General features: G+C 70.8%; 14 protein-coding genes and 1 pseudogene. 11 read left to right on the top strand and 4 right to left on the bottom strand.

The genetic code is table 11. The annotated features are described in order from the left end of the window. Positions 1–1,737, bottom strand: a complete 1,737-nt coding sequence (locus ABGB18_RS25765; RefSeq protein ID WP_347698149.1) for an ABC transporter family substrate-binding protein — start codon at positions 1,735–1,737, stop codon at positions 1–3. A 320-nt stretch (positions 1,738–2,057) separates the two neighbouring features. On the opposite strand from ABGB18_RS25765, the gene ABGB18_RS25760 reads away from it, so the two are divergent. Further along, complete coding sequence (locus tag ABGB18_RS25760; RefSeq protein ID WP_347698176.1) at positions 2,058–2,939, top strand: sigma-70 family RNA polymerase sigma factor; 882 nt, start codon at positions 2,058–2,060, stop codon at positions 2,937–2,939. A 70-nt stretch (positions 2,940–3,009) separates the two neighbouring features. Next, a complete protein-coding gene (locus ABGB18_RS25755; protein ID WP_347698148.1) occupies positions 3,010–3,201 on the top strand; it encodes an aldo/keto reductase in 192 nt (63 codons plus the stop codon). A 58-nt stretch (positions 3,202–3,259) separates the two neighbouring features. On the opposite strand, the gene ABGB18_RS25750 is transcribed toward ABGB18_RS25755, so the two are convergent. Next, positions 3,260–4,063, bottom strand: coding sequence for an alpha/beta fold hydrolase (locus ABGB18_RS25750; protein WP_347698147.1), 804 nt, complete (start codon positions 4,061–4,063; stop codon positions 3,260–3,262). Positions 4,064–4,563: 500 nt separating this feature from the next. Between ABGB18_RS25750 and ABGB18_RS25745 the strand changes: the two genes are divergently transcribed. From ABGB18_RS25745 to ABGB18_RS25730, 4 genes are all read left to right on the top strand, one after another. Next, positions 4,564–4,935, top strand: a complete 372-nt coding sequence (locus ABGB18_RS25745) for a hypothetical protein (protein ID WP_347698146.1) — start codon at positions 4,564–4,566, stop codon at positions 4,933–4,935. A 93-nt stretch (positions 4,936–5,028) separates the two neighbouring features. Further along, positions 5,029–6,144, top strand: a complete 1,116-nt coding sequence (locus tag ABGB18_RS25740) for a histidine kinase (protein ID WP_347698145.1) — start codon at positions 5,029–5,031, stop codon at positions 6,142–6,144. Continuing rightward, positions 6,141–6,788 carry a response regulator transcription factor gene (locus ABGB18_RS25735; RefSeq protein ID WP_347698144.1) on the top strand — a complete coding sequence of 216 codons (648 nt, stop codon included), beginning with the start codon at positions 6,141–6,143 and terminating at the stop codon, positions 6,786–6,788. Before ABGB18_RS25740 ends, ABGB18_RS25735 begins: the two co-directional genes overlap by 4 nt. Before the next feature lie 104 nt (positions 6,789–6,892). Next, positions 6,893–7,216: a hypothetical protein gene (locus ABGB18_RS25730; protein WP_347698143.1), complete on the top strand. Its 324-nt coding sequence runs from the start codon at positions 6,893–6,895 to the stop codon at positions 7,214–7,216. Positions 7,217–7,453: 237 nt separating this feature from the next. Here ABGB18_RS25730 and ABGB18_RS25725 read toward each other — a convergent pair whose 3' ends face one another. Next, entirely contained in the window at positions 7,454–7,948 is a 495-nt protein-coding gene (locus tag ABGB18_RS25725; RefSeq protein WP_347698142.1) for a carboxymuconolactone decarboxylase family protein, read from the bottom strand. 283 nt (positions 7,949–8,231) lie between these two features. On the opposite strand from ABGB18_RS25725, the gene sigJ reads away from it, so the two are divergent. From sigJ to ABGB18_RS25710, 3 genes and pseudogenes are all read left to right on the top strand, one after another. Next, positions 8,232–9,167 carry an RNA polymerase sigma factor SigJ gene (gene sigJ / locus ABGB18_RS25720; RefSeq protein ID WP_347698141.1) on the top strand — a complete coding sequence of 312 codons (936 nt, stop codon included), beginning with the start codon at positions 8,232–8,234 and terminating at the stop codon, positions 9,165–9,167. Between the two features lie 77 nt (positions 9,168–9,244). Then, positions 9,245–9,355 (top strand): annotated as a pseudogene (locus ABGB18_RS25715) (NAD-dependent epimerase/dehydratase family protein); the annotation flags it as partial. Between the two features lie 94 nt (positions 9,356–9,449). Then, the gene (locus ABGB18_RS25710; protein ID WP_347698140.1) at positions 9,450–9,923 is read left to right on the top strand and encodes an SDR family NAD(P)-dependent oxidoreductase; all 474 of its coding nucleotides are present in this window, start codon (positions 9,450–9,452) and stop codon (positions 9,921–9,923) included. Here the strand turns inward: ABGB18_RS25710 and ABGB18_RS25705 are convergent. Further along, positions 9,884–10,228, bottom strand: a complete 345-nt coding sequence (locus tag ABGB18_RS25705; RefSeq protein WP_347698139.1) for an SgcJ/EcaC family oxidoreductase — start codon at positions 10,226–10,228, stop codon at positions 9,884–9,886. The genes ABGB18_RS25710 and ABGB18_RS25705 overlap by 40 nt on opposite strands. A 294-nt stretch (positions 10,229–10,522) precedes the next feature. On the opposite strand from ABGB18_RS25705, the gene ABGB18_RS25700 reads away from it, so the two are divergent. Together ABGB18_RS25700 and ABGB18_RS25695 are read left to right on the top strand one after the other, a co-directional pair. Further along, positions 10,523–11,812, top strand: coding sequence for a dicarboxylate/amino acid:cation symporter (locus ABGB18_RS25700; RefSeq protein WP_347698138.1), 1,290 nt, complete (start codon positions 10,523–10,525; stop codon positions 11,810–11,812). A gap of 970 nt (positions 11,813–12,782) precedes the next feature. After that, complete coding sequence (locus ABGB18_RS25695; protein ID WP_347698175.1) at positions 12,783–13,037, top strand: MerR family transcriptional regulator; 255 nt, start codon at positions 12,783–12,785, stop codon at positions 13,035–13,037. Positions 13,038–13,444 lie beyond the last annotated feature (407 nt).

The following is a 13,444-nucleotide window of genomic DNA, read 5'->3' as shown; positions in this document are numbered from 1 at the left end:
TCACTGGGCCAGCAGGCCCCAGTCCTTCGCGTTGTAGACGGGGCCGTCGCCGGTCGGGTTGTTGCGGATGTTCACGACGTCCTTGTTCACCGCGATCGCCGTCGGCTTCTGGTAGATGGGCAGGACTGCGTATCCGGCGGCGAACTTGTCCAGCGCCTGGTTGAGCAGGTCGCTGGCGGCGGCCAGGTCGGCCGTCTCGACCGCCTTGGCCAGCAGGCCGTCGATCTCCTTGTCGCCGAACCTCGAATAGTTGCTGGCGCTCGTGGAGGACCAGTACTGCTTGGCGTTGACGAACGGGAAGATCGTACCGGTCCAGCCGAAGATCATGATGTCGAAGTCACCGCTGCCGAGCGTGCCGGACAGGTCGTCGGTGGGCTCCACCTTGAGCGTGACCCCGAGCGGCCGGACCATCTCGGCGAACTGCTCGCACATGACCTTGCGCACCTCGTTGCCGCCGGTGTAGCGCAGGCGCAGCGGCGCCACCTTCTTGCCGTCCGGCGTCACCAGGCCATCGGGGTTGACCTTGTATCCGGCCTCGGTCAGCACGCTCTTGGCCTTCTCGATGTCGCCACCGCCGGCGCCGGTGGGGGTGATGACGTCCTTGTAGTGCGGTGAGACGCCCTCGAAGAGGTTGTAGTTGTTGAGCGGCTTGATGTCGGGCGCGAACTGGCCGACGGTCTTGTCGATCAGCGCCTGCCGGTCCACGGCGGTGAACAGCGCCTGGCGCAGGGCCTTGTCCTTGAGGAACTCGTTGGTGGTGCGGATGTCGAAGTGCTCCCAGCCGAGCCCCGGGCCGATGTAGAAGTTGGAGTTCTGGTCCTGCTTGAGCTGCTGGACCATGTCCACCTGCGGCTGCGGGTAGATGGCGTTGACCTCGCGGTTGGCCAGCGCGGTCGGCAACTGCGGCACATCAGTGATGATCTTGAAGATGAGCCGGTCGAGGGTCGGTTTCTCCTTGCCGTACCACCTGGGGTTGGGGACCATGACCAGCGAGTCGCCCTGCTTGTACTCCTGCAGCTTGTACGGCCCGCCGCTCCAGGTGGGCACGGTCTTGCTGAAGAACTCCACGGCCTTGGCCAGGTTGGCCTCGTTGTCCAGCGGGCCGACGGCCTTCTCGGCGATGTGCGCCGGGTAGATGCGGGACTGCTGCCACATCGCCTGCCACTCGGCGAACGGCTTGCTGAGCTTGACCGTGACGGTCTTGCCGTCGGGCGACTCGATGGACTCGATCTGGTCGAAGCCCGCCTGGGTGTACGGCGTGCACTTGGCGACGTCGCAGTCCTTGCCGTTGGCCACGCGCCACAGGTACTGCAGGTCCTTGACGCTGATCGGCGTGCCGTCGTCCCAGACCGCCTCCTTGCGGATCTTGTAGACGATCGTGGTGGGGTCGACGAGCTCGGCCGACTCCATCAGGTCGGTGTTGAGTCCTACCTTGGCGTCGGGGTTCTGGCTGAAGATGCCGGGGTTGAGCAGGGCCAGCGCCTGGGCGCTGTAGAGCAGGTTGCCTCCGGCGGAGTTCACGTTCCAGTTGGTCCACTGCTGTTCCAGGGCGTATATGAGCTGCCCGCCCTGCCGGCGCTGGCCGGTGTTGCAGGTGGCCGGCGCTTTGGGACACTCGGAGAAGCCCACACTCGTGGCGGTCTGCCCCTGGTTCTGCTGCTCAGTGGAGGGCTGATTACTAGCACATGCGGTCAGGCCGAGCACAAGCGCGGCAAGGACCGTCAAGCCTCTTCTCATGGGGGTGGCCTTTCAAGCGGCTTTCCCCACAGCATGAAGGGCGATCTGATCATGTCCCATAACAGAGATGTCACTAAATATTGCGATTTTGTGACACCAATAGCTCCAATCTGGCTGCCACCTGTTCTGGACGGGCCGGAGGAGCCGCCCGGCACCGGCCGATCCCCGGCCCCCGCGGCCGGCCGTGGCGACGCGAGGCCGCCGGCGAGGTCGGCCGGCCCCCGCACCGGGTTGATCCCCGGGCAGGCCGCTCCGGTGTCACCTTTTCCGGGTTTGGTTCGTCAGCGATACGACTCACCCGAGGAAAGGGAAGCGTGACCGTGGCACCCCATGATTTTCTGGCCGACGAGTTCGAGGGCCATCGCCCCCACCTGAAGGCGGTCGCCTACCGCATGCTCGGCTCGCTGCCCGAGGCCGAGGACGCGGTTCAGGAGGCGTGGCTGCGGCTGGCCCGCTCGGACGCGGGTGGCATCGGCAACCTCGGCGGCTGGCTGACCACGGTGGTCGGCCGGGTGTGCCTGGACATGCTCCGCGCCAGGAAAGGGCGGAGCGAGGAGCCGCTGGAAACCCATCTGCCGGATCCGGTGGTCAGCCGGGCGGACGGTGCCGACCCGGAGCAGGAAGTGCTCCTGGCCGACTCGGTCGGCCTGGCGCTGCAGGTGGTGCTGGATTCGCTGACTCCGGCGGAACGGCTGGCGTTCGTGCTGCACGACATGTTCGGCCTGCCGTTCGAGGAGATCGCGCCCATCGTGGACCGGACCCCCGCGACGGCCAAGAAGCTCGCCAGCCGGGCCCGCCTGCGGGTGCGCGGGGCGGCTCCGATCCCCGACCCCGACCTGGCCGGCCAGCGCCGGGTGGTGGTCGCGTTCCAGGCCGCCGCGCGCGACGGCGACTTCGACGCGCTGCTCGCCATCCTCAATCCGGACGTGGTGATGCGCGCCGACGGCGGCGTGCTCACGGGCGGCCTGCGGATCATCCGGGGCGCCGCGAACGTGATCAGGCAGGCCATGGCCCACCGGCGCATCGCAGCGGTCGGGTATCCGGTGCTGATCAACGGAATCGCCGGCCTGGTCACCACCGTCGAGGGGCAGCCGCTCTCCGTGATGTGCTTCACCGTCGCCGGCGGCCGGATCGCCGCGATCGACATCCTGAGCGACCCCGACCGCCTGGCCCGCCTGGACCTCACGGGCGTCACCGGCTGACCGGCCGGGGATCCCGTACCTCCCGATCGCGGCGGGCTCGCACGCCGGTCCTGGGAGCCCGCTGGCCGAGGTGGCCGCCGAGATCGGCGTCACGCCCGCGCAGGCGTCCCTGGCCTGGCTGCTGCGCCGCTCGCCCACGGTGATCCCGATCCCCGGCACGACCTCGATCACCCACCTGGAGGAGAACGTGGCCGCGCTGTCGGCCACGCTCACCGACGCCCAGTTCGGCCGGCTCTCGGCCGCCGCCGTCCCCGCCGAGTAGGTCACCCGGACGGGGTCACGCCGGCAGCGTCATCCCAGACGGGTCACGCCGGACGGGGTCACGCCGGCGGCGCCGGGACCGTCGCCAGGAACTCGCGGACGATCCGGAGCCAGGTCGCGCGGTCGGGCTCCTCCAGGATGTGCGCGGCGCCGGGAAGCTCGACGAGCTTGGCCCCGGGGATGCCGGCGGCCAGACGGTGGGAGCCGTCGGGCAGAACCAGGCGGTCACCGGTCGGCGCGAAGACGAGGGTGGGTACGGCCACGCGCGCGAGGTCGTCGCGCACGTCCACCCGCGACGCCAGGTCGAAGTGGTCCACCGTGCCCGGCGGCATCGCCTCCTGGGTCTGGGCCACCAGGGCGTCGAGCTCGGCCGGGGAGATCTCCGCCAGCCGGGCCGGTGACAGGCACGACACGCAGGCCAGGCGGGCCACGGCGGCCCACTCACCGGCCCGGGCCAGCGTCTTGATGAGCTGGGCGACCAGCGCCAGGACCGGGTCGGTGACCGCGAACCCCGCGGTGAGCACCAGCGCGGTGACCCGCCGGGGATGCCGGGCGGCGATCCGGACCGCCACTGCGCTGCCCATCGACTCGCCCAGGATGGCGAAGGACTCGTGTCCCCGCGAGACTGCGGAGGCCACCAGTTGGTCGGCCAGCTCGTCGAGCAGCAGCGGTTCGGTGGCGACGGGGGTGGCGCCGGCGCCCGGGTAGTGCGGGCCGATGAGGGTGTGGTCACGTGAGAGGTCGTCGAGCACCAGGCCGAAGTTGCCCTGGATGCCGCCGCCGGCGCCGTGGGCCAGCAGGAGCCCGGGTCCATCGCCCTGCACCAGAACGTCCAGATGGGGAAGGGGGTGTTCGTACGTCATGCCGGTCACGCTAAACCCACACATCGATGTGAGAGTCAAGCCCGGGTTTCGGTGGCGGCGGCGTTCCCGGCCCTCGGGAGGCGCGGGACCTGCGACACCTGCCTCGCCGATCACAGCGGCAGACTTGCCGTGACGCGGGTGCGGGCCGGCCTCGAACGCGCCGCCGAACACGTGAACGCGGTGTCACCGAAGGCACTCGGCCGGCGCCGGACCCGGCGCATAATCGGAGCAGCCGCGGCGATGACGGCCCGGCTCGCTGCGAGGGAGCGGGTCACATGGCGATGTTCGTCGGACGAGAGCACGAGCTCGCCCGGTTGCGGGCCGAGTCACCGCCGTCTACGTCCGGCCCACCGTGAGCCACGACCCGCGCGGCCTCTACTGCGACTACCTCATCCAGCCGGGCGGGACGACCGATCCGGGCTATCACCATCAAGGAGACCGTCATCACCCGGCGTGTCACGGCCGGGCATCTCGCCCTGCTGGAGCGGGGCACACCGGGCGTGGTCCTGTTCCAGGAGCTCGTACCGGCCGCCCTGGATCTGCGCGTCACCCTCGTCGGATCGGAGACGTTCGGCTGCGCCATCCACAGCCAGCGGGGGGAAAGCCCGCTCGACTGGCGGCTGGACCAGTCCGTCCCCATGACGCAGCACCAGCTCGACCCGCACACCGAGTCGGCGCTGCACCAGGTCAGGGAGCGCCTCGGCCTGCAGTACGGCGCCGCCGACCTGCGGCTCACTCCGGACGGCGTCCCGGTCTTCCTGGAGATCAACCCCTGCCCCGAGTTCTCGTTCGCCGAGCACCGGGTGGGCGCCCCGATCTCCCGGGCGCTCGCCGGCCTGCTGTCACCTGCCGATCAACGGCACAACGCGTGACCCGGACGGCTCTCGCCCCAGCCGGGCGCGGGGCGCGGAACAGTACTTTCGGCCGGTACAGGCCGGCCGGGTCCCTCTCCTAGCCTGGACGCCGTGCGTTCTCCCCTTCGGCTCGCGACGGCGGTCGATGCCGGTCTCGGCGTCGTGTTCGCGGTGGCCGTGCCCTTCCAGGCGTACCAGGTCGCCGACGTCTGGGGTGCCGGTTACTGGTGGTTCGGCGCGGCGGTCGCGGGCTCGGTGTGCGCGCTCGCCCTGGTGCGCCGCGGCAGTCCGCTGTGGCCCGCGGTCGCGGGCCTGGCCGTGGCGATGCTCGCCGTCCTCGTCACCCGCCTCGTTCACCTGCCCGCCGAACCGAGCCCCGCCGCCTCCCTGGGGCTGGCGGTGCTCGTCGCCCGTGCGGTCAGGACGCTGCCCGCCCGCGGGGCCTGCGTGGTGGGCGGCGCGGGGACGGCCGTGGTGGTGGCCGCGCTCCTGGTCAGTCCCCGCTCGCCCGTACCGGTGCTGGGCGGCCTGGCCTGGCTCGCCGGTGTGGCGGCCGGGCTCGGCACCCGCCTGCAGGCCGCCCGCCGCCGCGCCGCCGCCGAGCGGGTACGCCGCGCCGAACGCCTGGAGCTGGCCAGGGAGCTGCACGATGTCGTCGCCCACCACATCACCAGCATCGTGCTGCAGGCCCAGGCCGCCCGGCTCGTCACCGCCAAGCACCCGGACAGGACCGCCGGTTGCCTCGCCGGCATCGAGACCGCGGGTTCGGAGGCCCTGAACGCCACCCGCCGTGTGGTCGGCCTCCTGCGCGACGCCGCCCCCGTCGCCGCGGGCCACGAGCGGCTCGCCGAGCTGGTCGAGGGCTTCGAGAGCCATGGCCGGCGGGCGCGCCTGCGGCTGGACGCGGAGCCGTCCGGCTGGCCGCCCGAGGTGAGCAGCACCGTCTATCGGGTCGTGCGGGAGTCGCTGACCAACGTCTCCCGGCACGCGCGGCACGCCCGCACCGTCGCCGTCGGCGTCGCCCAGCACGACGCGGCCGTCACGGTCGAGGTCGAGGACGACGCCCCGCAGGCGCCCGGCCGCCGCCACCGCCGCGCCGGATACGGTCTCATCGGCATGCGCGAACGGGTCGAAGCCCTCGGCGGCACCCTGACCGCCGGCCCCCGCCCCGGCTCGGGCTGGGCCGTCCGCGCCACCATCCCGACCGGCGAACGGGAGCGGCCATGACCATCCGGGTGCTGCTGGCCGACGACCAGGCGATGATCCGGGCCAGCCTGCGGATCATCCTGGAGGACCAGCCCGACATCGCCGTGGTCGCCGAGGCGGGCGACGGTGTCGAGGCGATCGAGCAGGCCCGCCGGACGGACCCGGACGTGTGCCTCGTGGACATCCAGATGCCCCGCCTCGACGGGATCGAGGTCGCCCGCGCGCTGGCCGGCACGCCGGCCCGGGTGGTCATGGTCACCACGTTCGACCTGGACGAGTACGTCTACGGAGCGCTGCGCCGCGGCGCCGCCGGGTTCGTGCTCAAGGACGCGGGCCCGCGCCTGCTGGTCGAGGCCGTGCGGGCCGCGTACGCGGGGGACGCGCTCATCTCGCCCTCGATCACGCTGCGGTTGCTGCGCCACCTCGCCGACCGCGGCGCGCGGACCACGGCCCGTGCCCCCGCGCCACCGCTGTCCGCGCGGGAGACCGAGATCGTCCAGGCGATCGCCCGTGGACGCACGAACCAGGAGATCGCCGACGAGCTGTTCCTCTCGCTGAGCACGGTCAAGGGGTACGTGTCCGGCATCATGGACAAGCTCGGCGCACGCAACCGGGTCGAGGTCGTGGCCTGGGCCTGGGAGAGCCGCCTGGTCGACCCGGGCTGACGGATCCTCAACGGATCCTCAACAACCCGCGTCCTACCTTCCTCTCGTCCACCACCACCGATGAGGCGACCCACGACTACGTCCCCGGCTGGGACTTCGCCGACGTGATCGAGGAACCCGCCGCCGACGGCGGCACCCCGCCCAAGGGCACCCGCGTCTACGGATTCGTCCCACAGGGAGCCTGGGCCGAGTACGTCGTCGCCACGCCCAAGATGATGACCCCGATCCCCGACGGCGTGGAGACCGTCCAGGCGGCGTCACTGCCCGTGGCCGCCGTCACCGCGCTGGCCGCCCTGGAGTCGGCGGGCACGCTGCTGGGCCGCAAGGTGCTGGTCACCGGCGCGGCGGGCGGCGTGGGGCGCTACGCCTGCCAGCTCGCGCACCTGGGCGGCGCCCACGTCTACGCCGTCAGCCGCCCTCGCGCCTGATGTTCCCGACGGTCACGCCTTCGGACCCGTTGGGCGCGCTGATGTTCGGCATGGGCGTCCTTCGGCTCAGCCGCGCCCGGGCCGGCCGCCGCACGTGGATGCGGCACGTGGATGCCGCACGTGGATGCCGCACGTGGATGCCGCACGTGGATGCCCGCCCAAAGCATGACGCCGGCCAGCTCGGCGGGCTCGGGATGAGGTACGGTCGCCGTCCTCGTCCCGAGCCTGCCGGGGCGGTTATTTGCTGTAGTTCTTCCCGAGGGGCATCCCGGGGATCGGCCTGGCGATCAGGGCGACGGGGATGAAGAAGCAGATCTGGCTGATCACCAGGATGAGCGTCCAGAGCTCCTTCTCGTCGTACTGGGCCGAGGCCCTGGCGAACAGCTCGTCGGGGACGCGCTCCCCGCCCGGGTTCGGCGTGAGAACGGCCTCCACCAACTCCAGCGCGACCCGTTCCGCCTCGCTGAAGTACGGGGCGTCCCGCCACGACGCCACGGCCGTGATGCGCTCCTCCGTCTCCCCCGCCTTGCGGAGCTCACCGGCCTGCCGGACGGTGTGGTAGGTGCTCCCGACGATCTGCCCCGCCCGGAGCTGCACCAGGTGGATCGTGCTCCGCGGGATGGACCCGTTCAGGGTCACCTTGGCCATGCCCCCGGCCACGGCCCCCATCTCGGGGAAGAGCCGAGCGGGGTCGGGCAGCCGGGACTGGAGGTGGTCCTGCTCTACGGACATGGTGGATCCTTCCTTCTCGTCAATATCAGCGGCGTTCCTGAGGCTCGCGACCTGACCGGGATGGGGCCCCCGTGACGAACCGGTCACGTGCTCCGACGCAGGCTTCCGGCGGTGATCCGCATACCGGGCGGGGGTCACCGCACTTTCCCGCGTGCTGGATGGTGCCTCAGTAGTCCGACGGGACAACCCCCCGGAATGTCAGGCGACGCCTCGACCTCACATTCGGCAGGGCTGTCTCGTCGACCTCGTAAGAGCAATTGCACCGAGGAAGGCCGGCGACACCATGAACACCCCACCCAGGCCGGCGGACGACCGGCTCGACCCGAGCCTGAGCGCCATCGTGAGCGAACGGCGCCAGCTGATCAACCTCGCCTACCGGCTGCTCGGCTCCCTGGCCGACGCCGAGGACGTCGTCCAGGAGACCTACACCCGCTGGTACGCCATGTCCCGCCGGCAACAGCAGGCCATCGTGTCGCCCGGCGGCTGGCTCACCAAGGTCGCCAGCCGCATCTGCCTGGACCTGCTCGGCTCGGCCCGCGCCCGGCGCGAGACCTACGTCGGCGAATGGATCCCCGAACCGCTGCCCGACCGTACCGAGTGGATCAATGTGCGACCGGGCGGCGCCGCGCCCGACCCCGCCGACCGCGTGACCCTCGACGAGTCGGTCAACATGGCCTTCCTCGTCGTCCTCGAATCGATGACCCCCGCCGAACGCGTCGCCTTCATCCTGCACGACGTCTTCCGCTATCCCTTCAACGAGATCGCCGAGATCGTCGGCCGCACCCCGGCGGCCTGCCGCCAGCTCGCCTCCTCGGCCCGTCACCGCATCCGCGCCGCGGAGCCTCCCGCGAGCGCGGCGACAAGGCGCTCCGTCGTCCGGGAGTTCAAGCGGGCCTGGGAGGCCAAGGACATCGAGGCCCTCATCACCCTGCTCGACCCGCACGCCACGGCGGCCAGCGACGGTGGCGGCCTGGTCAACAGCGCGCTCCGCCCGATCGTGGGCGCCGAGCAGATCGCCCGCTTCACCGTGGAGATCTCGAGCAGGGTGCCCGGGATGACGTTCCTGGAGCGTACGGTCAACGGCCAGCCCGGCCTGATCGCCCAGCAGGACGGCGTCACCGTGACGGTGATGGCGTTCGACGTCGCCGGCGGCCGGATCCAGCACATCTGGGCCGTACGCAACCCCGACAAGCTCCGGCCGTGGACGGCGGAGAGTTAGGCGCCCGGCAGTGGGTTGTGCCCCCGCTCCCCCAGCGGCGATGATCGGTGACCGCACGCCGCGAGGAGGGAGCCGTCATGGGGCATGTGCTGGTGACCGGGGCCACCGGGGGAATCGGGACGGCGCTGGCCGGCGCGCTGGTGACGGCCGGGCATCGGGTGACCGCCGTGGGGCGCGACCTCGGGCGGCTCGGCGTAGAGGGGATCGAGGCGGATCTGGCCGAACCGGAGACGCTGGCCGCCGCCATGGGAGCGCTGGAGGAGGCCGGGGACCCTCGGCGACGTGCAGGCGCTGGTGCACTGCGCGGGGATCTCCCCCGTCGAAGCCGTCGCCGAGGCCGGACCCGAGTCCTGGCGGCGGGTGCTGGCGGTGAACGTGGCCTCCGCCGCCGAGCTGGTACGGCTGACACTGCCGGCGCTGAGGCGCTCCAGGGGTCACGTGATCTTCGTCAACGCCTCGCCCGGCCTGACGGGCGTCCCCCGCTGGTCGGCGTTCGTCGCCAGCAAGGCGGCGCTGCGGGAGCTGGCCGAGTCCCTGCGCGAGGAGGAGGCCGCCCACGGGGTACGCGTCACCACGATCTACCCCGCGGCGACGGCGACCGACCTGCTGGGCGAGGTCAGGCGCGCCTTCGGGCGCCCGTACGATCCCGAGGCGTGCATCCGGCCGGAGACGCTGGCCCAGATGATCGTCTGGGTGCTGAGCGCGCCGGCCGACTCCTACGCCTGCGAGCTGTCCGTCCTGCCGTCACCGCGCTGACGGCGGAGGCGCCGGCGGCGCGGCGGTTCATCGAGCTCTACCTGGCGGCCGCCGACGCGAGCGGGCTCGAATGTCACCGACATGCCCTCCATTCCGCCGGGAAGCACCTGACGGGTGAAGGCCGCGATCTCGTCCAGGCCGAAAAGGCGCTTGCCACCGCCCGTCGTCCAGACCGCGTCGGCCCGGAACAGGCCGAGGAACTCGTCGGGAAGCTCGTTGTTCTGAGCGTGTTCGACCGTGGCGACCACCCGCTTGATCGCCTCGATCTCGGCCTCGCGGGCCGGTACGTCCACATTTGCCGTCATGACCTCCACCCTGCGATCTCAACCATGCTTAAGGTAAAGCGGCGATCTTGCGTGTGAGGTGGATCACGCCTACGGTCGGAATAATCCCCTATTAGTACGGCTTGCTCACACTTGTGAGGTTCACCGTCGTGTCCGTGTGGCTCGTTGAGCGGCTGCACATCGATCTCTGTCGTCTGACCGGCTCCCGTTGTCGCTGATCGCGCTCTGACGTAGCGCTCGATCCCCGCCCCCTCCTCACCCACCCCCTTTCCGCATGCCTACTCAGGCATGCCGCCTTACGGAGCCCACCTCATCGTGAAGAGATTCTCTTTCTCCCTGCAGTTGCTGCTGGGCCTGGTCGTCGGTGTCGCCCTCGGCTTCGCCGCCCGTGTCTGGGACCTGGACTGGCTGGCCACCACCCTCACCCAAGTCGGAGCGATCTTCGTCCAGCTGCTCAAGCTGGCCGTGCCGCCGCTGGTCTTCACCGCCGTCGTGGTCAGCGTCGCCAATCTCCGCAACGTCAACGGCGCGGCCAGGCTGGCGGGCAAGACGCTGTTCTGGTTCCTGGCCACCGGACTGATCGCCGTCGTCATCGGCATCGTCCTCGGCCTGATCATCAACCCCGGCCAGGGCGTCACCCTGAGCACGGCGGGCGCCAAGGCGCCCGAGCACGTCGGATCCTGGGTCGACTTCCTCACCGGCATCATCCCGACGAACATCGTCACGGCGTTCACCGAGCTCAACGTCCTTCAGATCGTCTTTCTGGGGATCGTCCTCGGCGCGACGACCATGGCGATCGGCGAGAAGGCCGAGCCGTTCCTCACCTTCAGCCGCTCGGTCCTCGAACTGGTCCAGAAGGCGCTGTGGTGGGTCATCCGCCTGGCTCCCCTCGGGACCGCCGGCCTGATCGGCAAGTCGGTCGCCACGTACGGGTGGGACCTGCTCGCGCCGCTGGCCAAGTTCAGCCTCGGCGTCTACATCGGCTGCTTCATCGTCCTGCTGGCCGTCTACCCGACGCTGCTCGCGGTGATCGCCAAGGTCAACCCGAGCACGTTCTTCCGCAACGCGTGGCCCGCGATCGAGCTGGCCTTCGTCTCCCGCTCCTCGGTCGGCACGCTGCCGCTGACGCAGAAGGTCACGATCGAGCGCCTCGGAGTCGACCGCGACTACGCCTCCTTCGCCGTGCCGTTCGGCGCGACCACCAAGATGGACGGCTGCGCCTCGATCTACCCGGCGCTGGCGGCGATCTTCGTGGCGCAGGTGTTCGGCATCCAGCTCGGCATCGGCGAGTACGTGCTCATCGCGTTCGTCTCCGTCGTCGGCTCGGCCGCCACGGCCGGTCTGACCGGCGCCACCGTCATGCTCACGCTGACGCTGAGCACGCTGGGCCTGCCGCTGGAGGGCGTCGGCCTGCTGCTGGCCATCGACCCGATCCTCGACATGATGCGCACCGCCACCAACGTCGCCGGGCAGATCGTGGTGCCGCTGCTGGTGGCCCGCGGCGAGGGCCGTCTCGACGAGGCGGTGCTCAACGCTCCCCCGCAGCCGCTGGACGACGCTCCGGACAGCGCGCCGCGCCCCTCCGGCGAACCGGCCATCGCCTGACCTGCTCCACCGAATGAACAGCCGGGGCGGCCGGCACGAGGCCCGTCCCGGCTGCTCGCGTTCCGGGGCGGCCGGCACGAGGCCGGTCCCGGGAGCGCGGCCCGCAGGCCGATCACCGGGCACACCGCCGAAGGCCACACCGCGAACTCCAGCCCGTCTCCTGCGCCCTTGATCGTCGCTGCTGCCCCGTCGTGGCCCTGGTCGTGCTCGCCCATCGCCATCACCTCACCCCCGGCTCTGCCTCGCTTTCACGTCGATCATGTGGCGTGGCGGCGGGTTCTTACCTCACGAGCGAACGAAAATCTGTAGTGGCCACGGTAGACATTCGCACTGTGAGCGGCTAGAGTTTCTGACATCGCAAGGGACGGATCCACGAGGGCAGCGCAGTACGAGCACCACGACGGGGCTGCCCGGACGGCGTGGACAGCAGTACAGAACGAGGTAGAAGGCAGAAGGTCGGACTGCCGCGGCCAGCGTGATTGAGCAAGGGGGCCGGGGCGGTGGACGCGCTGCCGCTTGCAGGAAGCCGGCACCAGCGGTCGGGGTGCCGAGGCACGGATAACTGGAAGGGAGTGTTGAACGCCATCAGGATCGCCCGTCGCCGGCCGCATGTCGCCGCACGGGTACCGCAGCTCCACGAACAGGACGGTGGTCTACGGTCACGCTTACGCGATCCCCGCACCCCCGCAACGGGCGGCTGGTGCGGCACAAGTGAACCGCCCCTGCAGCACGCAGGCAGGGCCGGTCGATGGTGTTAAACCTCTGGGCCCCGGCGCATCATGGCGCCGGGGCCCCTGTTCTCATTCAGGAAGGTTGCATGGATCAAACACCTCAGGCAACGGCCACCGCCTCCAGGGGGGAGCGACCCCACCCCGCCGGCGCTCACCCGGCCGATCAGCCGGTCCAGGCGGCCGAAGCGGCCGGCAGTCCCGGGCAGCGCCTCGATGACGAGGACTATCCCGCCTACAGCATGGGCCGGGCCGCCGCGATCCTCGGCGTCACCCCGGCGTTCCTGCGCAGTCTCGGCGCCGCCAGCCTGATCGAGCCGCTACGCAGCGAGGGGGGCCACCGCCGCTTCTCCCGCTACCAGCTGCGCCTGGCCGCCCGCGCCCGCGAACTCGTCGACGCCGGCACCCAGCTGGAAGCGGCCTGCCGCATCATCATCCTCGAAGACCAGCTCGCCGAAGCGCTGCGCATCAACGAAGAACTCCGCCAGCGTCACTGACCCCTCGGCCCCCGGCCACACCCGGGGGCATCAGGACAAGCCGCGCCCGAAACGGCGGGCAGCCACGACAATTCCACGACAGCCAGGCCCGCGCGACGCCGGCCGTTGAAACGGACCGCCCCCTTCTCCGAGAAAGACGTCCCGTGACCGAGGACCACGGCTCGCCCAAGCGCTGTCGATCACCGGCCTGCGCACCACATTTCAGGTGGCACCGTCACTTGAACAGGCCATCCAGACCGTGACCGCGACACGGGCCGTGACAGCGGCCCCGGGGCCCTCGCCCAAGCCGCTGGAAGCAGGCTGACCACCCGTCCCCGGGCCGTCACGATCAGGATTGCTCCGGCCGCAACGGCAGGGGCTCACTCGCCTGGGAGAACCCCGCTGAACGCCGGATTCCGCTCCAGGTC

The sequence above is a fragment of the Nonomuraea sp. B12E4 genome (genome assembly GCF_039871825.1).
Lineage (GTDB): Bacteria > Actinomycetota > Actinomycetes > Streptosporangiales > Streptosporangiaceae > Nonomuraea.
The sequence above is the reverse complement of the archived record's forward strand: the minus strand, read 5'-3'. Positions and strand labels throughout refer to the sequence as shown.

Coding starts and splice junctions, on each gene's coding strand:
- ABGB18_RS25765 (WP_347698149.1), bottom strand. CDS start 1,737: ATGAGAAGAGGCTTGACGGTCCTTGCCGCGCTTGTGCTCGGCCTGACC.
- ABGB18_RS25750 (WP_347698147.1), bottom strand. CDS start 4,063: ATGACGTACGAACACCCCCTTCCCCATCTGGACGTTCTGGTGCAGGGC.
- ABGB18_RS25735 (WP_347698144.1), top strand. CDS start 6,141: ATGACCATCCGGGTGCTGCTGGCCGACGACCAGGCGATGATCCGGGCC.
- ABGB18_RS25725 (WP_347698142.1), bottom strand. CDS start 7,948: ATGTCCGTAGAGCAGGACCACCTCCAGTCCCGGCTGCCCGACCCCGCT.
- sigJ (WP_347698141.1), top strand. CDS start 8,232: ATGAACACCCCACCCAGGCCGGCGGACGACCGGCTCGACCCGAGCCTG.
- ABGB18_RS25705 (WP_347698139.1), bottom strand. CDS start 10,228: ATGACGGCAAATGTGGACGTACCGGCCCGCGAGGCCGAGATCGAGGCG.
- ABGB18_RS25695 (WP_347698175.1), top strand. CDS start 12,783: ATGGGCCGGGCCGCCGCGATCCTCGGCGTCACCCCGGCGTTCCTGCGC.